This window comes from Nonomuraea sp. NPDC049709 (assembly GCF_040674815.1).
Classification (GTDB): domain Bacteria; phylum Actinomycetota; class Actinomycetes; order Streptosporangiales; family Streptosporangiaceae; genus Nonomuraea.
The window spans coordinates 1-19,969 of the sequence record NZ_JBFANM010000131.1 but is presented as its reverse complement, the minus strand read 5'-3'; the positions used below and the strand labels follow the sequence as shown (position 1 = coordinate 19,969).

The window sequence follows — 19,969 nt, the reverse complement described above, 5'->3', positions numbered from 1 at the left end:
ATGATCCGCTTGTGCAGCTCGTCCTCCATGCGGAGCAGGCGCTGCGACTCCTCCTCGGTCAGCTTGAAGACCGGGATGCCGGTGGCGGTCGCCAGGACCTCGGCGATCAGCTCCTCGGTGACGACGTCCTCGACTCGCGCGCCGTCCGAGGCGGTCATCCGGTGGATCCGCAGCCGCGCACCCGCCTCGTCGATCAGGTCGATCGCCTTGTCGGGCAGGTAGCGGTCGCTGACGTAGCGGTCGGCCAGCTGCGCGGCGGCCACCAGCGCGTCGTCGGTGATCGAGACGGCGTGGTGCGCCTCGTAGTGCTTGCGCAGGCCCTTGAGCATCTCGATCGCGTGGCTGAGCGAGGGCTCGGCGACCAGGACCGGCTGGAAGCGGCGGGCGAGCGCGGCGTCCTTCTCGAAGTGTTTGCGGTATTCGTCCAGCGTGGTCGCGCCGATCGTCTGCAGCTCGCCGCGGGCCAGCATCGGCTTGAGGATGCTGGCGGCGTCGATCGCGCCCTCGGCGGCGCCCGCACCCACGAGCGTGTGCAGCTCGTCGATGAACAGGATGATGTCGCCGCGCGTGCGGATCTCCTTGAGCACCTTCTTCAGGCGCTCCTCGAAGTCACCGCGGTAGCGCGAGCCGGCGATGAGGGCGCCGAGGTCAAGCGTGTAGAGCTGCTTGTCCTTCAGCGTCTCGGGCACCTCGCCGCCGACGATCTTCTGGGACAGGCCCTCCACGACGGCGGTCTTGCCGACGCCGGGCTCGCCGATGAGAACCGGGTTGTTCTTGGTCCTCCGGGAGAGGACCTGCATGAGCCGCTCGATCTCCTTCTCGCGGCCGATGACCGGATCCAGCCGGCTGTCGCGGGCGGCCTGGGTCAGGTTGCGGCCGAACTGGTCGAGCATCGCGGAGGTCGGCCGGGGCGCCTCCTGGAAGGCCATGGGTGCGGCCGACTGCTCGTTCGTGCCGCCGGAGAGCGACTGGAGGATCCAGTCCCGGACCCGCCCGGGATCGGCCTCGAGCTTGACCAGCACCTGGGTGGCCACGCCTTCGCCTTCGCGGATGAGCCCGAGCAGGATGTGCTCGGTGCCGATGTGGTCATGACCGAGCTGCAAAGCCTCACGGACCGAGAGTTCGAGGACCTTCTTGGCGCGCAGGGTGAACGGGATGTGCTCCGACTCGGCCGGCCGGCCCTGGCCGATGATCTCCTCGACCTGCCGGCGAACCCCCTCAAGGCTGACGCCGAGACTCCCCAGAGCCTTCGCGGCCAAACCTTCACCCTCATGGAGCAGACCGAGAAGAATGTGCTCGGTGCCGATGAAATTGTGGTTGAGCGTCCGGGCCTCCTGCTGGGCCAGGACGACGGCATGCCTCGCTTGGTCGGTGAACTTCTCGAACATCTCAAGCCTCCTGGCCGAACGGGGTATGCCGGATGAGCGTGGCCGTCTGTCAGCGCGGCACCGTCTCGGCGGGGCGCACGGCCTCGGCTTCGAGCCGTGCTCGATCAGCGGGTCTTCGGTGCCGGCCGTCGGCCATGATGCCCCCAGGTGGTTCCCACGCGTTCCACGGAACGGGCGGTGTGATCACCGCGCGACATCGTCCGGCTGTACTGAGTCGGCGACTGCTGGCCTTGGCATGGGTCTGCGAGGGCGACCTCGTCGGGGCTCCGGCGGGTGTCCCGCCCAATTGCCAGCTTAGTACCCATTCCGGTGATTGCTGCTGATTAAGCCACCGGCCGAACGAGGCACTCGCGTGCGGGGCGGCCTGGTCAGTGTGGTGGACGCATCGCCCCGATGAGGGTGGGGACCGGCACGCGAGCGAATCCGATGCGAGTGTCGCTCGCCCCGTAGGGCAGCCACACGGCGTCGTCATGCAGCAGGCCGCCGCAGGAGTAGACGACGTTGGGCACGTAACCTTCGCGTTCGGTGTCACCGGCGGTCAGGAGCGTGCCGGGGAGTTCGGCGATGACGCGATGCGGCTCGTCGGAGTCGAGCAGCAGGGCGCCCATGGCGTAGTCGCGCATGGGGCCGACGCCATGGATCAGGACAAGCCAGCCGAACCCGGTCTCGATGGGGGACCCGCAGTTGCCCACCTGGATCAGTTCCCAGCCGCGGCGAGGGGTGTGCAGCGGGACCGGCCGTTGCCATCTGTTGTGCCGGTCGAGGGTGGTCAGGCCGATGGTCTCGCCGTCGGAACGGCACAGCGCCAGGCGGCGTCCCCCGACCGGTCGCGGGAACAACGCCATGCCCTTGTTGACGGCGGCGGGGCCGCGCATGGGGGTGACCGCGAAATGCCGGAGATCATCGCTTTCGATCAGGTGGGAGCGGATGTGCCGCCCGTCGTACGCGGTGTAGGTCGCGCGGTACGCCGGCCGCCCGTCCTCGTCCACGACCTGTACGAACCGCGCGTCCTCCATGCCGTTGCTCTCGTCCGCGCTCCCCGGCCAGAGCACCCGCCGGTGAAGGGGAAGATCGGCCGGGAAGGCCACGCCGTAGTCGGAGCGCGTCGCGCGGCGCATCTCCTCCACGGTTCGCTGGGTGGTGGTGCGGGTGAGCAGGTCGGCGGGCAACCGGCCGATCGCCTGCTCGAAGTCGTCGTCGTCGAAGCGTTCCGGCAGGGACTCCAGCATGGTGGCCGTCACCTCGTTGTCCCAGGCGTCGTCGGAGAGCCCCGCGGCGAGCAGGTCGCGCCGGTGGTGGGTCCGGTGCCGGCGTCCGACCGACAGGACCCCGGAGCGATCGGAGAGGGCCAGGCCGGAGCCCGGACCGAGCACCGCCGCGGTGAAGCCGATGGAGGACAGGTGTCCCTCGCCGATCTGCCGCAGGCTGATCGCCACGCGGAGCTGTCCAGGGCCCAGACCGGACTGGTCGGGATGGGGGACCATCGAGGGGTTGCACACCGCCGCGGCCTCCACGGCGTACTCGTGGCTGAAGTAGGCGCCCACGAGGAGGCGGGCCGGCAGGGACAGGTCCGCCTCGCGCGGGATGCGATGGCGGACCAGGTCGTGGTGATGGGCGAAGATCGCTTCGAGGTCGTGGTGCCGGCCGCCGAATCGCCGCAGGGTCTCCTGGAGCATCTGGGTCGTCTGGTCGTCGTCGAGGAGCATGATGCGGTCGATCAGCGCAGCGGCTCGGGTACGGGTGAGCGCGGCGTCCTCGCCGGGCACGAAGAGCTTGATGATCACTCTTCGCGGGTCGGGAGCGAGCGTCGGGCCGAGCCGTGTGGCCAGATCCCCGCTGGTCATGGGTGCCGCTCGGCGTACTGCATGGTGGAGATCAGCGCGAGGGTCGACTCCGCGCCCTGGTTGAGGTTCGGACCGTGCTCGGTCAGGCCGTCGTAGCCTCCGCCGGTCGCCGGGTCCCACATCAGGGCGCCGGCGTCGTTGGCGCCCTGGAACCACGCCACCGCCTGCCGTACCTTCTCCTGCCACGCCCGGTCACCCGTCGCGCGGGCAGCGGTGGCGCAGGCGTCGGCGAGGGCGGCCACCTCGATCGGCTGCTGGTCGAAGCGGGATCGCGGCGCGTCCAGGCGCCAGCCGGTGGCGGGCACCACCGCGAACCGGCCGTCCCTCGTCTGGATCTCGCACAGCCAGGCGAGCATGTGCAGGCCGGAGGCGAGCAGCTGCCGGTCGTCGCTCAGCTCTCCGGCGGCGATGGCCACCTCGGCCAGAGCCGCGTTGGCGTAGGTCAGGTACGGCTGCGGCCACGGCCAGGAGGGGTTCTCCGAGGGAGCGCCGATCGCCGCCGCGGCGTCCGTCAGCAGGCCGGCGGCCACGGTGCTGTCAGGGATGGCACGCAGGACCTCGGCCGCGCCGAGCCCGGCGAAGACCATGGCGCGCGGATGCGGGGAGCGCTGTTCGGCGCCGCGGGTGAAGGCGAGCAGCGCCTCCTCCCGGATCCACGGAGCCGGGCTGCGGGCCGCCGCGGTGCCCAAGCCCCACAGCGCCCGTCCCCACCAGTCGCCGACGCCCGGCCGGTCGCTCCAGCGCCGGTCGAAGGAGAGCCGGTTGCGGAACGCGCCGGAACGGTCCTGAGCGTGCGCGAGGAAGGCCAGGTAGCACTCCGCCAGCCGGGTCAGCCGGTGGGCGGGGTTCGGCTCGCGGCTGACGACGACGAGCCCGCGGGCGACGTCGTCGGTGCAGTAACCGTGATCGCGGCGGACGAGAGCGCCCCGGGCGTGCTCGAACAGCCCGGTGTCGTCGCTCAGCCGGAGCAGGTGCTTGAAGCCGGGGGTGAGGGTGCTCATGGCAGCATCGCGACCGCCGGGGCCGGCCGCCCGGCGACGAGCGAGCGGACGAGGCCGTCGTACCGGGCCGCGACCGCGGGCCACAGCAGGGTCGGGATCAGGCCGCGGGTCCGCCCGGTGAGTTTGCCGGCCAGCCCGGGTTCTGTGAGGACCCGGCGTACGGCGGAGGCGAGCTCGGTGGGGTCCCCGTGCGGAACGAGCAGTCCAGGACCGCTGGAGAGCAGCTCCACGGCGTGCGGGAACGAGGTCGCGACGACCGGCACGCCCGCGGCCACGGCCTCGATGAGGACGCCGGAGGTGACCTGCTCCGCGGAGTCATAGGGCAGGACGACGACGTCCGCCGAGCGGACCAGCCGGCTCAGCGAGTCCTGATCCCGGTAGACAGGGTCGTGCCGGACGGCCGTGGACACCCCGAGCCGGGCGGCGAGCTCGTACAGCCCGTCACGATAGGTCTCGCCCTGGTGCTCCAGCACCTTGGGGTGGGTCTTTCCGGCGATCGTGTAGATCGGTGGCGGGTCGAGGCCTCCCAGGAGCGCCAGCGCGCGCAACGCCCACTCGATGCCCTTGCCGGGTCCGAGCAGCCCCCAGGTGAGCAGGTGCGGGCGGGAGCGGCGCTGGGCCGGGACCCGCATGTGGTCGGCGGCCCCGTGCGGAATGACGAACACCTTGCCGGTGTCCACCCGGTAGCCGGCCGTCAACCGGTCACGTGCGGTGCCGGTCATGGTCACGATCGCGTCGGCGGCGGCGCCGATCTCCTCGAGCAGGGCCTTCTGCCGGGGAGTGGGCCTGGCCAGGACGGTGTGCAGCACCACGATGCTCGGCACGGTGAGGCAGCGAAGCAGCGGCAGGACGTCCTGGCCGTCGCGACCGGGGTAGATGCCGTACTCGTGCTGCACGATGGCCACATCGAAGCTCTCCAGAGCGGTGGCCGCGGCTCTCCAGCCGCCGAGCCCGCCGGGAGTCCAGGTGTGCACGACCCCGGGCTGCGGGCGTTCGTCGTCGCCTTCCGCGGTGACACGGACGATGCCGCCGAACACGCCGCCCCCGGTGAGATGGGCGGCCAGCGCGGAGTTGAAGGTCGCGAGACCGCACTGGGTGGGCGGATGGGTGCTGAGAAAGCCGTACGTGAAGGCCAACTGCCATGCCTTTCGGTCGGCCGCACCAGAAGGGATGCCGATGCGGCTCGTTCGGTGAAGACGGCTACCCCGTCTGCATGTGCGGTGGAACCCGGAGCCTTCACCGGGGGCCCGTCCTCATGCGGGGGCCCGGCTGTCGCGACCCTCGGCCGATGGCGTGGTCTACGTCCACCTGACAGTACCAGCCGCTAACTTTGTCCTAACATTTCGCGATAGATGCGCAAGTAATCCGCCACCATCCGATCTGCACTGAACCTGTGTTCGGCGCGCGCGCGGCAGCCCGCGCGATCGACCGTCGAGATGCCCGCCAGCGCGGTGACCGCCTCGTCGAGGCCGTCCACCAGGAAACCTGTCACTCCGTGGTCCACGACTTCGGCCATGGATCCGCGCCGGTAGGCGATGACGGGTGTGCCGCAGGCCATCGACTCGACCACCGACAGGCCGAAGGGCTCGTCGAACGCGATGGGATGCAGCAGGGCGGCCCCGCTGCCGAGGATCTCGCCACGCAGTCCAGGTCCCACCGATCCGAGGAACCTGACCTGCTCTCCGTCGACCTTCGGAGCGACCTCCTTCTCGAAGTACCGCTCGTCCTGGACGATCCCGCAGATGGTCAGCGGCATACCGGCCCGCCGGGCGATCTCGATGGCCGTGTGCGTGCCCTTGTCGGGATGGATGCGGCCGAACGCGATCAGCCGCCGGCCGCCCACCGGGTCGAAGGGGAACGCGTCGAGATCGATGCCGTGGTGCACGGTGGCGAGGTATTCCAGCTCCGGGGCCCGGTCCGCGTCCGAGATGGACACGTAGGCGGAGCGGGCGCGGGCGTAGGCCGGCAGGATTCCCATGCCGGAGAATCCGTGAACGGTGGTGAGCAACGGGGCCCGGCAGTGGTCGGCGAAGGCCAGGGGCAGCCAGTCGAGATGGTTGTGCACGAGATCGAAATCGCCAGAACGGCCCAACGCGTGCGCGACATGCATCGCCTCCCACACCCGCCCGTCGAGCGATGGATCGTCGGCGTACCCGCGCGGGCACACTCCGTCCAGTGATGCGGAAGTGACGGAGTCCAGCGTGGCGAACAGCGTCACATCGATCCCGGCGGCGGTGAGCCCCTCGGCGAGCAGGCTCGTGACCTGCTCCCACGGGCCGTAGTGGTGCGGAGGCGTCCGCCAGGCGACCGGTCCCAGCAGCGCCACCCTCGTCTGCCGCGACATGGGCACCCTCACTCCTTCTTGACGCTCGTCCGTCCCGAGCCAACGCCACGGAGGGCTGGACGGAAACAGCCGATTTCACAAGAAGCCATCACCACAACTGATCACCAGGGGTCCGGCCGCGCCGGGTACGAGATCGGTGGTGGCGAACCGGCTTGGCATGATGGCGGAATTTGAGGGCAAGGGGCGGAGGCCAATGGGCTGCCCCGTCCCCCGGTGGTCCTTCATCTGCGATCGCGTACCGATCGCGCGGAGTGCATGAAGGTTGCTGATGCACGGTAGGCGCAAGGCCGTCGTTACTGTCCGCCCCTCACCCATCCTCGACACGCCGCCTGCCCGGGGCGCCGTGGACAGCGTGCCGCCCACCGGCCCGCCCCCTGCGGCGAGGCGGGACCTGCCACGGGCGATGCGGCCGATCCGGGTCGTCGCGCCGCCGCCCGCCGGCCCGCGGCTGGTGTGCGGCGACGTACCGGTCTGACCCGATCGCGCCGGCCGGCGCCCTGGTCCGCCGCGTGGTGCGGCCCGGCCGTGGTCATCAGTCCGGTGGCGGGGTCACGGCCACCGGGCAGTGGACCTCGGACAGCGCAGCCTGCGTGACGGCCCCCAGCAGGGTGCGCTTTCCGGAGCCGAGCCCGCTGCGCCCCAGTACGAGCAACGTCGCGCCCTTGGCGGCCTCGACGATCGCGCGCGGGGGCCGCTCGGCCACGAATTCGGTGGTCACCGGCACGTCCGGGTACTGAGCGGTCAGCGCCGACACCACCTGCTGGAAGCGGGTCTCCGCTCCGGCCCGCACCACCGCGGCGTCCACGAAAGGGAGCCGGTCGGGCCCGGGCAGGGCACCGGGATCCCACCAGGCGCAGATGGCCGTCACCGTCCCGCCACGCAAGGTGGCCTCACGCAGGGCGAAGCCGAAGGCCTCCTGACTCGCGGGGGAGCCGTCGACGCCGACGACGATCCGGGCGCCGTAGTGGTCCGCCGGCTCGGCCGCGGGGCGTACGACCACCACCGGCCGGGCACTGTGCGCGGGCACCTGCACGGCCGCCGACCCCACCCTCAGGTCCTCGAATCCGCCCACCCCCCGGGAGCCCAGAACCACGAGTTCGGCCTCGTGCGCGGCCCCCAGCAACACCGCCGAGACCGGGCCCTTGGTCAGGAGCGGCCGGACGTCGATGCCGGCCTGGCATTCACGTACGTGGTCGACCCCGTTCTGCACCACGGTGGTGGCGATCTCCTCGACCTGCGCCAGCACCTGCTCGCTGATGGGGCGCAAGGGGTATGGCCACTGCCACGCGTGGCACACCAGTACCGGGCAGTCGCGCAGCCGCGCCTCCTCGGCCGCCCATCGCAACGCCTGCTCGCTCCCCGATGATTCGTCGTAGCCCACCAGGATGGACCGCCCGCCATCACGATCTAGCACTCCGCCTCCCGACGGGAGAGACTCCGCTGCCTTCGGAGGACGACTGCCCTTCATCGCCGACCGGAGTCCCGTAGCCGGCAAGAGTTTGGGCTTTCGGGAAAACGCCTTTCGGGTCCGGTGCCGCAACGCGCCCCGCGGGCGTTCGGGCGTGAGACCGTCAGCGGTGGACAGGTCCCGGGCCGACCGGACGGAAAGAGGCAAGCTGTGTCCTGCTTATCACCAGGTGCGAACACCCCGCGGCCGCCTGACCCGAACGCTGACGTGGTTCAGGCGCTGGCCGAGGTCCTGAAGGAGGTCGGCATCGCCTCGCGCACGACCGCCTTCCGGCACGCGGCGGGCATGGCGTGCCGCGATGACCGGCAGCGGCTCGCCGCCTGCCTGGATGCGATGACACCCGGGCAGCTCGCCGAGGTGGCCGCCGCCGCCCGCCTGCTCAGCACCGAGGCCGAGCAGGCGCTCGCCAGGAGGGACGAGAACGCTCATCGATTCCAGTGATAACCGCAGCGGTGATTGCCCGTTTCCGCATCGCAGGCCGGTGGACACACTGGAGCTCTACGCCGGGCTCGATGACCGAGCCGGCGGTGAAAGGAAAACGCGATGAGGACCAGCATCATCGCCTGGCCGCCGATGAGCCCGCCGAGTGCCCCGCGAAGCCCGCGTCCCGGTTGCGGCGGAAAGCCCGCGTGATGGTCGTCGCCGGAGCCATCGCGGTCATCGCCCTCGGCGCCCTCCTCACCTTCGGGCCGGCCGGCGGGCCCATGGGCGGATTCGAACCGCGTATCGCGGGGATCGTCCTGATGCTCGGCGGGTCTCTCGGATTGTTGCTGGTCCTGCTCCGCACCGGGTCACGCTGGAGCCAGTCGACCGCCCGCAGCCGGCAGGACGCCATCGACGACCGGCCGCCCCCGAACCCGGAAGAGCCGGTCGGCCACGACGTCAGGCGAGGTCGCGGCCGCGGATCCCCCGGTGATCGCCCGCCCTGACCGGCCGGGAGGGACGGTCGCACGGATCCTCATGCAACTCCTGGAGACAGACATGCCCTCGATGACCACAATCGTCGCGGTCGCTGTGGTGGCGATCCTGGTCGCGGCCATCGGCTTCGTCATGGTGCAGCAGCGCTGGGAACGCATTCGCCGGCACGTCACCCGCCGGAACCAGGCCGCGCCGTACGAAGCGGACGACCGCAGCGGCGCCGGACAGGCGCCACGAGCAACACGGCCGGGGCGGGTCGCCACCCTCGACATCAAACCGCTCACCTCCGAGTCACGGCAGTCCTGCCTCGAACGCTGGACGACGATCCAGAAGCAGTTCGCCCTCGCGCCGGGCCGGGCGGTGAGCGCGGCCGACCGGCTCGTCACGGCCACCATGACCGAACGGGGATATCCCACCGATGACCTCGCCCACCGGCAACCGGAATGGCCGGTCGCGTACGGCCGGACGCTGCACCGCTACCGGCAGGCCCACGAGATCAGCGCCCGCGCCGCCCAGGGCAGTGCCTCCACCGAGGACCTGCGACAGGCCATGGTGCACTACCACGTCCTGTTCCAGGACCTCCTCGACGACACCGGCGAACACCACCCTCAGTTCGCCGAGCGCACCAGCGACGACCAGCCGGCGCCCGAGGGAACCCCCGGGAGCGGCCCGCGAAAAGGTGGCACGACATGAACCTGCACGACGACGAACTCCTCGACGAAACCGCCGACCTGCCGCCGCTCCCGCCCGCGCGCGCGCCGAGACACGGCAAAGAAGGCAAGAGCAGGCTGCCGCCACCATCTGACAAGCTCGTCTTCGGCCCGACAGCCCGGTCCGATGCATCGCCGGCGCCGCCCGAACCGCTGCTCGACGGCGATCCGGTCGGCTGACCCTGGTGCGGGGCGCCGAGGGCGGCGGGCGCGGCCTCGCCGACCCCGCCGGGTGGGTTCGCGAAGAGAGTGATCATGGGTCACGATGGCCAGTATGAGCAACGATGATGACGACGCGCGTGCCGAGCTGGAGGAATGGAGCGAGTTCATCGGCCGGATCCGTTACGACGGGCCACGTCCCGGTGATGCCGGCGACGAGCGGGTGGCCGACGAGGCGGTGTCCAACGAGTTCTCCAGCTGGGGGCGGCTCGACGGCTCCGCCGAGATGAACAACCTGATCTGCCGTGCCTTGGAGATCGGCTACCTGCGGGCGTTGCAGGACGTGCGCGAGCAGCGCATCGCCGGGCTGGGCCCCACAGACTGACCTCGGTACGAAGGGCGCGGCCCGCCTAGGCGGGTCCCGGTCGGCCGGACCGCGTGGCCAGGTCGGTGACGTCCCCGGTGGCGCTGGTGGCCGCCAGCGCGGTGGCGAACAGGATGAGCTGGTTGAGCACCTTGAGGAAGAGCAGCATCGCCACCGCTCCGGCGACGACCTGGTAGGCGGGGTTGGCGGCGGTGAGGTTGAGCAGGGCCTGGCCGAGCGTCTTGAGGATCTCCAGGCCGAGCGTGATGACGAGCGCCGGCGCGATCAACCGCCGTAGCGGCAGGTGCAGCCGTGGTGGCGCGGTCAGCAGCGCCATGGCCAGCAAGGTATTGACGGCCAGTCCCAGCACGAACGCCGTCACCGACAGCACTCCCCGGGCCGGGGTGGCGTCCACGCCCACGGTGCTCACGGCAAGCCAGGTCAGCACCCACTCGGCGGCGAAGGCGACGGTGAGCGACAGGGAGAGCAGCACCCCGAGCCCGGCCACGATGCCCAGGTCGATGACCTGGCGCAGGAGGAAGTTGCCCGGATACTCCTCGAGCCGCCAGATCGCCCTGGTCGCCGAGCGCAGCGTGTCCATCCAGAACAGGCCCGTCAGCGGCAGCACCACGCAGGCCACCAGCCCGGCCGTGCCTCCGGCGTTGCGTAACGCCTGCACGTCCAGGCGCGGGAAGGTGTCGCTCAGGTAGCGCTGCATCTCGGTCAGCGCCGGCGGATAGTCCAGGATGCGGCTGAGGATGGCGAATCCCAGCAGGGCCAGGGCGAAGGTGGCGAAGAAGGCGTAGTAGGTGAGCGCGGCCGACAGTCGGCCGGCGTCGGCCTTGTCATAGCGGATCAGGGCGCGGACCGTGTGATCCAGCCAGCCGTGCCGGCTTCTCGCACGCTTCCAGCCTGCCGCCATCCGGCCGGCCCAGCGGCGGGCGGCGTTCATGGCCGGAGCCGGTACGTCGGCGGGATCCGGCCGTGAACGCGCGCCGGGGTCGTTTCACAGAAAATGGCTCACCGCGCCGTAGTGAGGAGCTGACAGGGGGGAATGCCCCCTACCCCTTGGCGCGGATTTCATCTCTCCAACCTGCCCTGACCGAGCGAGGCGGTGTCGATGACGGTCATGGGCGTCTCCTCGCTGGAGAAACTGGAACGGATGGGAAGCCTGCCGGCCGGAGATCGGCCCGCCGCCATTACCGGCGGTGCCCTGAGCCGCTCAATCCGGCCGGCAGGCGGTACGTGGGGTCACACGGGTGCTGACCGTCCGCTGGTCGAGGTGGCCGTCCCCTGGCCCTCGTTCACCCTGTCGAGGATGCCGTCGAGCGCCAGGCCGGCGATGTCCTGGGCGGAGAGCCGGAGCGTGGCCTCGGCGGCGCCGGCGGGCGTGCCCGGCGGGATGATCAGCAAGACGACCGGCTCGCCCGAGGCGAAGCTGAGAGTGATCACGCGCGGGTCGGTGTAGCGGAACCAGCCGATGCGGACCTGCCGCCCGCGGGCCGGAATGCGGGGCGGGATGTTCTGCCACACATCCCCATGGACGCCGATGCGGAGCGTGACCCGATCGAGCAGCCGGTCGGCGGCGGCGATGAGGCCGGGCAGTTCGGCCGCCGCGTCGGGGGAGTGGGGCCACCAGGCCCCGTCCACCGCGGACCGGTGGTTCGGCAGCGGGTGGAGGCTGAGCCGGGCCGCGGAATCAACCTGCGGGACAGCCGGCAAAGGGGAGCCGCGCGGTGCCGGTTGAGGAAGAAGCGTCGACGTCATGCTCGCCTGACCTGTCCGGGCCCGTCGAAGGGCCGGTGGTGGTTCGCCGCGGGCGACGCCGACCTGAGTGCCAACGCGCGAAGAGTCCTCGGTTTCCTTATCGTACCCCGTGACGGGGTGATGTCGGTCTATGCAGTGAAGGCTCCGGTTATCAGCTGAGGAGATGAGCCTCGCGTGTATTGCCCGTTTCCTCAGGCTGCGTACTGCTGTGCGCTGGAGGCGACGACACGGATCTCGGAGGCACTCGTGGCAGCCAACCCCCATCCCCTGAAGGTGGCCGGCACCCGGCGGACACGCCGCGTGCCCGGCAACCTCCACGGCTGCCGGCAGCCTGACCAATGACCTTGCAGGAGAGCCCCATGACCGAGAACACAGAGACCAAGCCCCCCATCGTCCTCATCCATGGGTTGTGGCTGACCCCGCGCGCCTGGGAACACTGGATCGAGCGCTACACCGGGCTCGGCCACCAGGTGTCCGCCCCGGCCTGGCCGGGCATGGAGATCGAGGTCGAAGCCCTGCGCAAGAACCCGGAAGTCATGAACGGCCTGGGCGTCACCGAAGTGGCCGACTTCTACGAGAAGATCGTCCGCGAGCAGACCCGGCCGCCCATCATCGTCGGCCACTCCTTCGGCGGCCTGATCACGCAGATCCTGCTGGACCGTGGCCTCGGCGTCGCCGGCGTCGCGATTCACCCCGCCCCGATCCAGGGCGTGTGGCGGCTGCCGATCAGCAGCCTGCGTTCGGCCTTCCCGGTCCTGTCCAACCCCGGCAACCGCTCCAGGACCGTGGCACTGAGCGCCAAACGGTTCCATTACGCGTTCACCAACACCCTGACCGCGCAGGAGTCGGAGGCGATCTACCAGCGTTACCACGTGCCCGCCCCCGGCCGGCCGCTGTTCCAGGCCGCCACCGCCAACCTGCGACGGCACCCCGCCACCAGGGTGAACGTGCACAACGACACCCGCGCCCCGCTGCTCCTGATCGCCGGCGGCGCCGACCACACCGTCCCCGTCACGCTCGTACGGGAGACCTACCAGCGCTATCGCAAGTCCCGTGCGGTCACCGACTACCAGGAGTTCGCCCGCATGCCGCACTTCTCCCTCGGCGCTCCCCAATGGGAGCGAGTGGCCGACCACGTCGTCTACTGGGCCGAGCGGCACATCGCGAGATCCGCCAGGAACAGCGGCGGAGACACGCGATAGGCGGAGCCGTCACGCGCTCATGGGAGTGATCGCTAGGGTGTGGCATGCGTTCCGCCAGACGTGAACGCTCCGCTCCGCCCCTCCGACGGCTCGCCTACGGGAAATGAGTGCTGATGCTGACAGGGTTCTTACGCGACCAGTGCTTCACGACGGCGTGGTTCGGGTTGATGGCCTTCGTGTGGTTCGGCTGGGCTCAGGAGGACCCGGATCGGCGCTGGCGGATCTGGCTGGGCGCGGGGTCGGTGCTGGGCGTCGGGTTCGCGGTGGCTTTCGGGGTGCTGACCGCCGCGAACTGGGACCAGCCGAGCGCGCTGGAGGGGAAGTACGCCTGGTTCGGCGTCCTGGTCGCGGCAGAGGTCGTCGCCGCGGGAGCCGGGTGCCTCATGCTGGCCAGGCGCGGGGCGTCCCGGTGGATGGCGTGGTGGGTCGCGATGGTCGTGGCGGCGCATTTCCTGCCCCTGGCGCTGTTGCTGAACGACCTCGGTGTGGCGGTTGCCGGTCTCGTTCAACTGGTCGCGCTCGGTGTGGCGGCACGAAGCCTGCGCGGCGCCACCACGCCGACCAGCCGATCGGCCGGACCGATCATGGGCGCGACCTTGCTGCTGAGCGCGGCGATCAGTGCCGTGATCGCCGCGCCAGGACTGTGAGGACTTTCGCAGGTGGGCGACCGGCTCCGGTCCGGCGGCGAACCGCGAAGGTCACAGCAGGACGCGATCCAGCCCGGTCAGCCGCAGCAGCCGGGCCATGAGCACCGGGACCGCCACCAACCGCAACCGCCCTCCCGCCCGTACGGCCATGAGCCGGCTGACCACCAGTGCCGACAGCCCTTGCGCGTCGATGAACGACACCCCGGCCACATCCAGCACCACATCGGCCCGCCGCTCCCGCAGCGCCCGGCGCACCGCCGTGCACAGCGCCGGCTTGCCGACGATGTCCAGCTCCCCGGACACCACCAGCGTGCCCGGTCGCCGGCCGTCCTCAATCGTCACGCCACCCACCGCGCCGCTCCGCCCTCTCCGTGAGGGGCCGGACGAGACGCCCCCTCCGGCGTCCCGCCTGCGCGTCGATGGCCTGCGGATCCGCCTCCGTCACCGGCCCCTTGGTCTCCCCACCAGCGGGCTCGGCTGTTTGCTCGAGGTGCGTGTCGCAAGGTCTGGGCGGCACGGGCAGCTGCGCACGCAACACGCGCTGCCACACGACCGAAGATTGCTCATAGTTATCGATCGCATACAAAGAGAAGTGTAGTGTCGCTGCGGCCATCGCAAGGCGCAATTCCGTCAATCCACCACTGGTGGCGGGTGACGAACGCGCCGGGTGAGATCAAGAGGGGGACCGGGTTCGGTCAGCGGTGACGGTTCGCCGTCATGCCTGGACCGCCAAGCTCGGCTGGCCCTGGAGCGGCCGGCCGGTCACCGGCCCGGTGAGAGGTTCGCTCCACAGGCGCCGCAGGTTGTCGATGGCGGAGATGTCCGGCAGGTCCTTGGGCCGGCGAGCGGACGCCTTCCACGCGAGCACGTCGCCCAGGCGCATGAACGGGATCCCGTCGATCAGATCGGCGGTCTCGATGAGGCGGTGCGTCGACCATCCGGGCGTCCAGCGGTCGACGAACTCGATGGCGAACGCCGGGTGGTTGATCACCTGTCCGTGGCCGGACGGGGCCGCCCTGGGCGTGACCCCGAGGGCGAGCGCGATGCCCCACGCTGCGCCGCGGGCCAACACGTCCAGGTCGCCCATGCAGGTCCGCAGATTGCGTACGTACAGGACGGCGGAACCGCACACCACGTAGTCGCCGTACGGGAGGTTCAGCCGAGCGAGTTCGGTGAAGAGGCCTGCCGGGTCCGTCACCAGCGTGCGCGGCTGCGCCACGGCGGCTGGATGCCGCGGCGGCGCGTCGGCGCGAAGCCGGTACATCATGTGTTCGTCCTTCGGGCTGGGGGATGTGAGGGTGCCGCGCCGGCCGGGGCCGCCATGACGGGGGCGATCAGCGTGAGGAGGAGGAGTACGGCCGCCCAGCTGCGTCTGGCTGCTGCGGGATCGCGGGTGCTCCCCGGCCTTCGGCGAGCACGGAATCCGGCCTCCCCCACCATCGCCCCTGGCCTTCGATCGTTCTGCGCACATCTACCCGCCGGCCTGGTGCTCCTGCGCACAGCGCGGCGGCTCCGGATGTGATGTGCTTTGACGCCAAGAGGGAGGATTCCGGGGAGTTGCCCGCCTGTGAGCTTCGTTCGCCGCAAGGAGGAGACCGCGGTCGCCGCGCCGCCCCGTACCGCTTCGTCGCTGCTCACGATGACCGCGGTGGGCGCCGTGCTGCTCGCCGGTTGCGGCTGCCCATTGAGGATGTGCCCGGGGCAGAAGGCGAAGCCGTTGCGGCGCACGGCGAGGGCGGCGCAGCGACTTCTCGTCGGTGATCGTGTCCGCCGTGTACGCCGGCAACGGCGTCCCCGGCCTCTTCGAGCTGTCCCGCGACCCCTCCGGCCACGTCGGCTTCAGCATGGGCCTGCACCAGTGCGTCGGCCGGCACGTCGCCCGCCTGGAAGCCGAGGCCCTGCTGGGCGCGCTCGCCCGCCGCGTCGAGCGCATCGACCTCGCCGGGACGCCCCGGCGGCACCACAACAACACCCTGCGCGCGTGGGAATCGCTCCCCGTCCGCGTTCACCAGGAGGAGAGCAGCAGGTGCGCGCGGTGATCGTCCCGGGGCTCTTCGCGGTGCAGGCGGGGGTCGTGGTGACCGCCGGGATACGATTCTGAATCATTCGTGATCGACGGGTCCGCACCGCACTTCTCCGCCGCCAGCATGTGCCTCATGCTGCGCCGCCTGCGTACGGGTCCGTTCCCGTTACGGACCCGCCTCGCCGCCCGTCCGACCCGCATCAGGAGATCGGACCGGCGTCCGTGGAAACCGGGGGAGAAGGCCCTTCTGGCGTCCCTCCTGCTCTCCGTGCTCGCCCTGACCGGGGCGGTGATGGCGCTCATCGACACCAGGGTGCCCCACCCGGCCACGGCCGCCGGCTGCCGCCCGGACGTCCTGGCGGACGCGAGAATGACGGCCAGGCTGACGGTCGTGGCCGACCACGTGGACACCCCGTCGATCCGCAGCCGGTTCACCGTCTCGATACCGGTGAGCTGGCCGTGGACCGGCGACCTGCTCGCCCATCCCGAATCGGCCGGATACCGGCACGCCATGCGCTGCCTGTTCGGCCCCGCCGACGAGTCCGCCAGCCAGTGGGAGGAGCGGCGGCACCTTCCCACGGTGGAGATCGGCGACTCGACCGTGACGGTCGCGGACGAGGTGGAGACCTCCGCCAACAACGCCGGCACGGCCACCGCGGTCGGCCCCTGGCGTACGGACCTCACACCCGCGGTGTGGAGCCTCACTCTCGCCGCCCCAATGGCGTTGGACCGGGCGACCTGGGAGCGGATCGACGTCCATCTGCCTGCCGGTTGGACCTCCGATCCGGGACTCACCCCGGACACGGCCCGGGCCGGCGTCCTGACCTGGACGGACAAGACGGCGTTACGAGAGCAGCCGGTCCTCACCCTGACGCCTGACCTCCAGGCCCGCGCGGTGGTGGCCATGGCGGAGGTCCCGGGCAGCACGTGGGCCTTCGCCATGGAACACCTGTCCTATGCCGCCGTGCTGGCCTGGGCGCTGGTGGCGGTCCGGCGGGCGCGCGCGGAGGGGCCGTGGCGGGCGGAGCACCCGCGGCGGTCGGCCAGATCCGACAGCCGGCGGTACCTGGCGGCCACCTCCCGCCGGGCGTACCGCATCCTCCTGCTGCAGGTCGTGGTGTCGCTCACCGTCGTCGCCGACATGGTCCTCTACGACGTGCTGGACACCGGGGGGATCCTCGACACGGAGCCTTGGAGGCAGCTGTACGTCCTGCTCGACGTGCTCTTCTGGACGTCCATGATCGTTGTGGTGGCCAGGCTCGGCGCGTTCCGCATCCCCCTGTGGGGAGTCGTGCTGATGGTCCTCGGCCCCTTTGTCGCCGACGAGCCCGGAATCCTGCTGAACGCCTACATCGTCACCCTGACCGTCGTCATGACCGTACTCCAGCTCCTCCACGTGATGCGCGATCGTCCCCTGGACGAACAGGTGGGGCGGGTCCGCCGCTGGGTGGTACTCGGTGGGCTCGCGATCGCGACCGCGGCGATCGCGGTCTTCGTCAACCATCACGCACAGCGTGTTCCGTACTCGAACTGGCTCGACGAAGAGGTGCTGGCCTTCGATGAGCTCATGACCGGCGTCACCTGGTACAGCTGGGACCTGGCGCTGATACTCGCCGACCTGCTCGCCGCTGTCACCATCCTCGCCGTGATCGCGCAGCTGCACGCCAGAACCGCGGTGCACGGCCCACTCGCGACCGGGCGCGACCTCGCGCTGGTCATCTGGGTCTTCGCGGCGGCCACGTTCGACTGGACCGACAGCCTGCTGGGTACCTCGTTGCCCCTGTCCGTGGTCGTGGCCGGGCTCGTCCTGTGGCTCGCGCTGGCCTGCAGCCGGTCGTGGGCGCCGCTGAACAGGCCGGCGGTCCGCGCCGCCGTGGAACGGCTGCCCGGCTCGGCGGTACAGAAGCACGCCGCGCTGCTCGACGAGGCCCGCAGGCGTTACCGTTCCTCCCGCGCGGAGCAGGATGAGCGGGACGAGCCCGCGACGGACGACGTCGACTACGTACGCCTGGCCTTCGCGTACGGGCCCCACCAGGACCCCTGGCGGACGGCCCGTTTCGCCGCCGCCATCACGGGCGCGCTGGGCTGCGTTCCCGCGGTCTGGTTCCTGTACGCCGAGCTCAGCACCCCGTACTGGAGCGTCGCCGGCGGGCAGCCCCTCGGCGGGCTGCGCGTGCCCGCGCTGATCCTCCACGAGATTCTCTTCTGGTCCGTTCCCGGCCTGCTGCTCGGCCTGCTGTGGCGGCATCTGCCCGGACGGGCCGGCGCGATCAAGGTCCTGCCGATCGCCGTGAGCTACGTCGTCGCCGCGCTCGGGCACCAGGTGGTGTCGCGGCTGATCGGCCAGGACCCCGCCGTCTGGACGGTGCAACGCTCGCTGCTCGTCTGGGGTGTGCTGTCCATGGCCGCCATCGCGATCGACGTCAAGACCGTGCGCCGGCTCGAACGCCGGCCCACGACCACCAGGAACGATCTCGCCGCCCTCTACGGGTTCGTCGGCTGGCCGGCGCGCCTGAGCGGGGTGCTGCCGCAGGTGGTCGCGGTCGCGCTGATGGTCTACGTCGTCCTTCAGCCGGACGCCGGCCTGGTGCAGAGCGATCCTCTCCAGGTACTCAAACGCTGAGGCGGGATCAGGCCGACGGCCCCGTCCGACGGGCGGGCAGGCGTTCGGCACGGAAGACGATCCGGCCACGGCGATCGTCGCCCGCACCCGCGACCTGGTCAGGGGGCTGCGGGAGTCCGGCCGGCTGGACGGTCGGTCCCGTCACCACCGCGGCGCTGGCTTCCTGAGCACCTCGGTGAGGGCCGCGACACTGTGATCGCCGTGGCCTGCCTCCGCCGCCCGCCTCACCAGGCCGTGGAGCGGGGCGAGCCAGACCGTGTCGACGTTCGTCTCCTTGGCCAGGTCCTCGTCGTGGGCTGCTCCCGCGAGGAAGAACGTCGAGCGCATCGAGGCCATCCCGTGGGACCAGATGCGGTGAACCGGCGCGGATGGAGCGGCAGGCCTCATCACCGCCTGGCTTCCCACTCCCGCCGCCGATACCACTACGCACCGGTGCTCGGGCCCGGCCACGACCACGGCCTCGGGCGTTCTCGCCGACGACGGCCGCTCACAGGCGGGCGGTCCACTCGTGGCCGGTGAGGACGTCAGCACCCCTGGCCGGGAAGACGCGGTTGATCAGGAAGTCGTGCACGTCCGGTTCCCCGTCGGCGCAGGCGTCGCTGAGCACGGTCACGTGGTAGTCGCGGTCGGAGGCGTCGTAGAGGGTGGCGGCGATCATCGCGCCGGTCGCGACACCGGTCAGCACGATCGAGTCGATGTGCTGCGCGGGCAGGAGCCGATCGAGGTCGGTCGCCGCGAAGGCGCTGGCGCGGCGCTTGAGGACGACGGCCTCGCCCGGCAACGGCGCGATGCGCGGGTGCACGAGCGTCTCGGGGGATTCTTCGTGAAACAGCGTCCCCGCCCCGTGCAGGCCGCTGATCAACTGGTTTCCCGCTGCCACATCGAGGCCTGAGGCCCGGAGCCCGAAACGGATGAAGATCACCGGGATTCCGGAGGCCCGGGCCGCGGGGAGAACCTTTTCCACGACGGGGAGCACGCCGGCAGCGAAGGGGTAGTTGTCCACGATGCCCGCCTGCAGGTCTCCGACGATGAGCGCGGTGGTGGTCATGCGGTTTCCTTGTCTGTACGGGCGCGCCGTCGGCCATCCTCGCGGTCGTACCCCCGGCGCTGTTGTCGTCGATCTGGTACGGATCCAGTACGACGATAGTGGGACACACCGGTGCTCATGAACTACCGTGGACAGCGGGTGAGCCGGGAAGCCTGGTCGGCATCAGCAACGATGCTGGGAGGCCGGATGAATCCCGTAGCAGTAATTGCCGTCGCGCTCGCCCTGGTTGTGCTTGCCTTGCCGGCCACCGGATTCCTGCGAAGAAAGTCCCGCATTCTCTCCCGCCGGGCAGAGCTGAAGCGTGTACTCGCCGCCGTGGAGGAGGACATCACCAGCTTCGGCGAGGAGCTCGATCAGCTGGACTTCCCGCCCGGGGAACCCGAAGCCGACGAGGACATGAGAGCGGACATGATCCAGGCTCTCGACAGCTACGAGACCGCGAAGAGAACGGTCACGCGGGTGG

22 protein-coding genes and 1 pseudogene are annotated in these 19,969 nt (G+C 70.7%); 11 read left to right on the top strand and 12 right to left on the bottom strand.

Going from position 1 to position 19,969, the window contains the following annotated elements; genetic code table 11:
* From AB0J69_RS58225 to AB0J69_RS58205, 5 genes are all read right to left on the bottom strand, one after another.
* The coding region (locus AB0J69_RS58225; protein ID WP_364137273.1) for a Clp protease N-terminal domain-containing protein at positions 1–1,388 on the bottom strand (1,388 nt) is incomplete at its 3' end.
* Positions 1,389–1,756: 368 nt separating this feature from the next.
* A complete protein-coding gene (locus tag AB0J69_RS58220) occupies positions 1,757–3,232 on the bottom strand; it encodes a glycoside hydrolase family 130 protein (protein WP_364137271.1) in 1,476 nt (491 codons plus the stop codon).
* The gene (locus tag AB0J69_RS58215; protein ID WP_364137269.1) at positions 3,229–4,233 is read right to left on the bottom strand and encodes a glycosyltransferase; all 1,005 of its coding nucleotides are present in this window, start codon (positions 4,231–4,233) and stop codon (positions 3,229–3,231) included. Before AB0J69_RS58215 ends, AB0J69_RS58220 begins: the two co-directional genes overlap by 4 nt.
* Positions 4,230–5,369, bottom strand: a complete 1,140-nt coding sequence (locus tag AB0J69_RS58210; protein ID WP_364137267.1) for a glycosyltransferase — start codon at positions 5,367–5,369, stop codon at positions 4,230–4,232. The genes AB0J69_RS58215 and AB0J69_RS58210 overlap by 4 nt, the downstream gene beginning before the upstream one ends.
* A 188-nt stretch (positions 5,370–5,557) precedes the next feature.
* Positions 5,558–6,577: a glycosyltransferase family 4 protein gene (locus AB0J69_RS58205; protein WP_364137265.1), complete on the bottom strand. Its 1,020-nt coding sequence runs from the start codon at positions 6,575–6,577 to the stop codon at positions 5,558–5,560.
* Positions 6,578–6,845: 268 nt separating this feature from the next.
* Here AB0J69_RS58205 and AB0J69_RS58200 point away from each other — a divergent pair, with 268 nt between their 5' ends.
* A complete protein-coding gene (locus AB0J69_RS58200; protein WP_364137263.1) occupies positions 6,846–7,052 on the top strand; it encodes a hypothetical protein in 207 nt (68 codons plus the stop codon).
* A gap of 57 nt (positions 7,053–7,109) precedes the next feature.
* Here the strand turns inward: AB0J69_RS58200 and AB0J69_RS58195 are convergent, their stop codons facing one another.
* A complete protein-coding gene (locus AB0J69_RS58195; protein ID WP_364137261.1) occupies positions 7,110–7,991 on the bottom strand; it encodes a universal stress protein in 882 nt (293 codons plus the stop codon).
* Positions 7,992–8,252: 261 nt separating this feature from the next.
* Between AB0J69_RS58195 and AB0J69_RS58190 the strand changes: the two genes are divergently transcribed.
* From AB0J69_RS58190 to AB0J69_RS58170, 5 genes are all read left to right on the top strand, one after another.
* Positions 8,253–8,486 (top strand): hypothetical protein, encoded by a 234-nt coding sequence (locus AB0J69_RS58190; RefSeq protein WP_364137259.1) that lies wholly within the window; start codon positions 8,253–8,255, stop codon positions 8,484–8,486.
* A 71-nt stretch (positions 8,487–8,557) separates the two neighbouring features.
* Positions 8,558–8,974, top strand: coding sequence for a hypothetical protein (locus tag AB0J69_RS58185; protein WP_364137257.1), 417 nt, complete (start codon positions 8,558–8,560; stop codon positions 8,972–8,974).
* A 61-nt stretch (positions 8,975–9,035) separates the two neighbouring features.
* Positions 9,036–9,656, top strand: a complete 621-nt coding sequence (locus AB0J69_RS58180) for a hypothetical protein (RefSeq protein WP_364137255.1) — start codon at positions 9,036–9,038, stop codon at positions 9,654–9,656.
* The gene (locus tag AB0J69_RS58175) at positions 9,653–9,853 is read left to right on the top strand and encodes a hypothetical protein (protein WP_364137253.1); all 201 of its coding nucleotides are present in this window, start codon (positions 9,653–9,655) and stop codon (positions 9,851–9,853) included. Before AB0J69_RS58180 ends, AB0J69_RS58175 begins: the two co-directional genes overlap by 4 nt.
* A gap of 94 nt (positions 9,854–9,947) precedes the next feature.
* On the top strand, positions 9,948–10,217 hold the full coding sequence (locus AB0J69_RS58170) for a hypothetical protein (RefSeq protein WP_364137251.1): 270 nt from the start codon (positions 9,948–9,950) through the stop codon (positions 10,215–10,217).
* 25 nt (positions 10,218–10,242) lie between these two features.
* Here AB0J69_RS58170 and AB0J69_RS58165 read toward each other — a convergent pair whose 3' ends face one another.
* Entirely contained in the window at positions 10,243–11,148 is a 906-nt protein-coding gene (locus tag AB0J69_RS58165; RefSeq protein WP_364137249.1) for a YihY/virulence factor BrkB family protein, read from the bottom strand.
* A 299-nt stretch (positions 11,149–11,447) separates the two neighbouring features.
* The gene (locus AB0J69_RS58160; protein WP_364137247.1) at positions 11,448–11,963 is read right to left on the bottom strand and encodes a DUF5994 family protein; all 516 of its coding nucleotides are present in this window, start codon (positions 11,961–11,963) and stop codon (positions 11,448–11,450) included.
* A gap of 359 nt (positions 11,964–12,322) precedes the next feature.
* Here AB0J69_RS58160 and AB0J69_RS58155 point away from each other — a divergent pair, with 359 nt between their 5' ends.
* Both AB0J69_RS58155 and AB0J69_RS58150 read left to right on the top strand, forming a co-directional pair.
* Complete coding sequence (locus AB0J69_RS58155; protein WP_364137245.1) at positions 12,323–13,165, top strand: alpha/beta hydrolase; 843 nt, start codon at positions 12,323–12,325, stop codon at positions 13,163–13,165.
* A gap of 113 nt (positions 13,166–13,278) precedes the next feature.
* Positions 13,279–13,812, top strand: coding sequence for a hypothetical protein (locus AB0J69_RS58150; protein ID WP_364137243.1), 534 nt, complete (start codon positions 13,279–13,281; stop codon positions 13,810–13,812).
* Between the two features lie 51 nt (positions 13,813–13,863).
* Here AB0J69_RS58150 and AB0J69_RS58145 read toward each other — a convergent pair whose 3' ends face one another.
* Positions 13,864–14,154 (bottom strand): STAS domain-containing protein, encoded by a 291-nt coding sequence (locus AB0J69_RS58145; RefSeq protein WP_364137241.1) that lies wholly within the window; start codon positions 14,152–14,154, stop codon positions 13,864–13,866.
* A 373-nt stretch (positions 14,155–14,527) separates the two neighbouring features.
* The gene (locus AB0J69_RS58140; RefSeq protein WP_364137239.1) at positions 14,528–15,079 is read right to left on the bottom strand and encodes a hypothetical protein; all 552 of its coding nucleotides are present in this window, start codon (positions 15,077–15,079) and stop codon (positions 14,528–14,530) included.
* 496 nt (positions 15,080–15,575) lie between these two features.
* Between AB0J69_RS58140 and AB0J69_RS58135 the strand changes: the two genes are divergently transcribed.
* Together AB0J69_RS58135 and AB0J69_RS58130 are read left to right on the top strand one after the other, a co-directional pair.
* Positions 15,576–15,851: a cytochrome P450 gene (locus AB0J69_RS58135; RefSeq protein ID WP_364137237.1), complete on the top strand. Its 276-nt coding sequence runs from the start codon at positions 15,576–15,578 to the stop codon at positions 15,849–15,851.
* 69 nt (positions 15,852–15,920) lie between these two features.
* Positions 15,921–18,458 (top strand): DUF6185 family protein, encoded by a 2,538-nt coding sequence (locus AB0J69_RS58130; RefSeq protein ID WP_364137235.1) that lies wholly within the window; start codon positions 15,921–15,923, stop codon positions 18,456–18,458.
* A 141-nt stretch (positions 18,459–18,599) separates the two neighbouring features.
* On the opposite strand, the gene AB0J69_RS58125 is transcribed toward AB0J69_RS58130, so the two are convergent.
* On the bottom strand, positions 18,600–18,785 hold the full coding sequence (locus AB0J69_RS58125) for a hypothetical protein (protein ID WP_364137233.1): 186 nt from the start codon (positions 18,783–18,785) through the stop codon (positions 18,600–18,602).
* A gap of 160 nt (positions 18,786–18,945) precedes the next feature.
* Positions 18,946–19,506, bottom strand: a complete 561-nt coding sequence (locus tag AB0J69_RS58120) for a cysteine hydrolase (protein ID WP_364137231.1) — start codon at positions 19,504–19,506, stop codon at positions 18,946–18,948.
* Between the two features lie 117 nt (positions 19,507–19,623).
* Between AB0J69_RS58120 and AB0J69_RS58115 the strand changes: the two are divergent.
* Positions 19,624–19,969: pseudogene (locus AB0J69_RS58115) on the top strand (hypothetical protein); the annotation flags it as partial.

What these genes read in the sequence shown, in the direction of transcription:
- AB0J69_RS58220 (WP_364137271.1), bottom strand. Translation starts at nt 3,232, where the DNA reads ATGACCAGCGGGGATCTGGCCACACGGCTCGGCCCGACGCTCGCTCCC.
- AB0J69_RS58215 (WP_364137269.1), bottom strand. Translation starts at nt 4,233, where the DNA reads ATGAGCACCCTCACCCCCGGCTTCAAGCACCTGCTCCGGCTGAGCGAC.
- AB0J69_RS58205 (WP_364137265.1), bottom strand. Translation starts at nt 6,577, where the DNA reads ATGTCGCGGCAGACGAGGGTGGCGCTGCTGGGACCGGTCGCCTGGCGG.
- AB0J69_RS58200 (WP_364137263.1), top strand. Translation starts at nt 6,846, where the DNA reads ATGCACGGTAGGCGCAAGGCCGTCGTTACTGTCCGCCCCTCACCCATC.
- AB0J69_RS58185 (WP_364137257.1), top strand. Translation starts at nt 8,558, where the DNA reads ATGACCGAGCCGGCGGTGAAAGGAAAACGCGATGAGGACCAGCATCAT.
- AB0J69_RS58180 (WP_364137255.1), top strand. Translation starts at nt 9,036, where the DNA reads ATGACCACAATCGTCGCGGTCGCTGTGGTGGCGATCCTGGTCGCGGCC.
- AB0J69_RS58175 (WP_364137253.1), top strand. Translation starts at nt 9,653, where the DNA reads ATGAACCTGCACGACGACGAACTCCTCGACGAAACCGCCGACCTGCCG.
- AB0J69_RS58170 (WP_364137251.1), top strand. Translation starts at nt 9,948, where the DNA reads ATGAGCAACGATGATGACGACGCGCGTGCCGAGCTGGAGGAATGGAGC.
- AB0J69_RS58165 (WP_364137249.1), bottom strand. Translation starts at nt 11,148, where the DNA reads ATGAACGCCGCCCGCCGCTGGGCCGGCCGGATGGCGGCAGGCTGGAAG.
- AB0J69_RS58160 (WP_364137247.1), bottom strand. Translation starts at nt 11,963, where the DNA reads ATGACGTCGACGCTTCTTCCTCAACCGGCACCGCGCGGCTCCCCTTTG.
- AB0J69_RS58155 (WP_364137245.1), top strand. Translation starts at nt 12,323, where the DNA reads ATGACCGAGAACACAGAGACCAAGCCCCCCATCGTCCTCATCCATGGG.
- AB0J69_RS58150 (WP_364137243.1), top strand. Translation starts at nt 13,279, where the DNA reads ATGCTGACAGGGTTCTTACGCGACCAGTGCTTCACGACGGCGTGGTTC.
- AB0J69_RS58140 (WP_364137239.1), bottom strand. Translation starts at nt 15,079, where the DNA reads ATGATGTACCGGCTTCGCGCCGACGCGCCGCCGCGGCATCCAGCCGCC.
- AB0J69_RS58125 (WP_364137233.1), bottom strand. Translation starts at nt 18,785, where the DNA reads ATGCGCTCGACGTTCTTCCTCGCGGGAGCAGCCCACGACGAGGACCTG.
- AB0J69_RS58120 (WP_364137231.1), bottom strand. Translation starts at nt 19,506, where the DNA reads ATGACCACCACCGCGCTCATCGTCGGAGACCTGCAGGCGGGCATCGTG.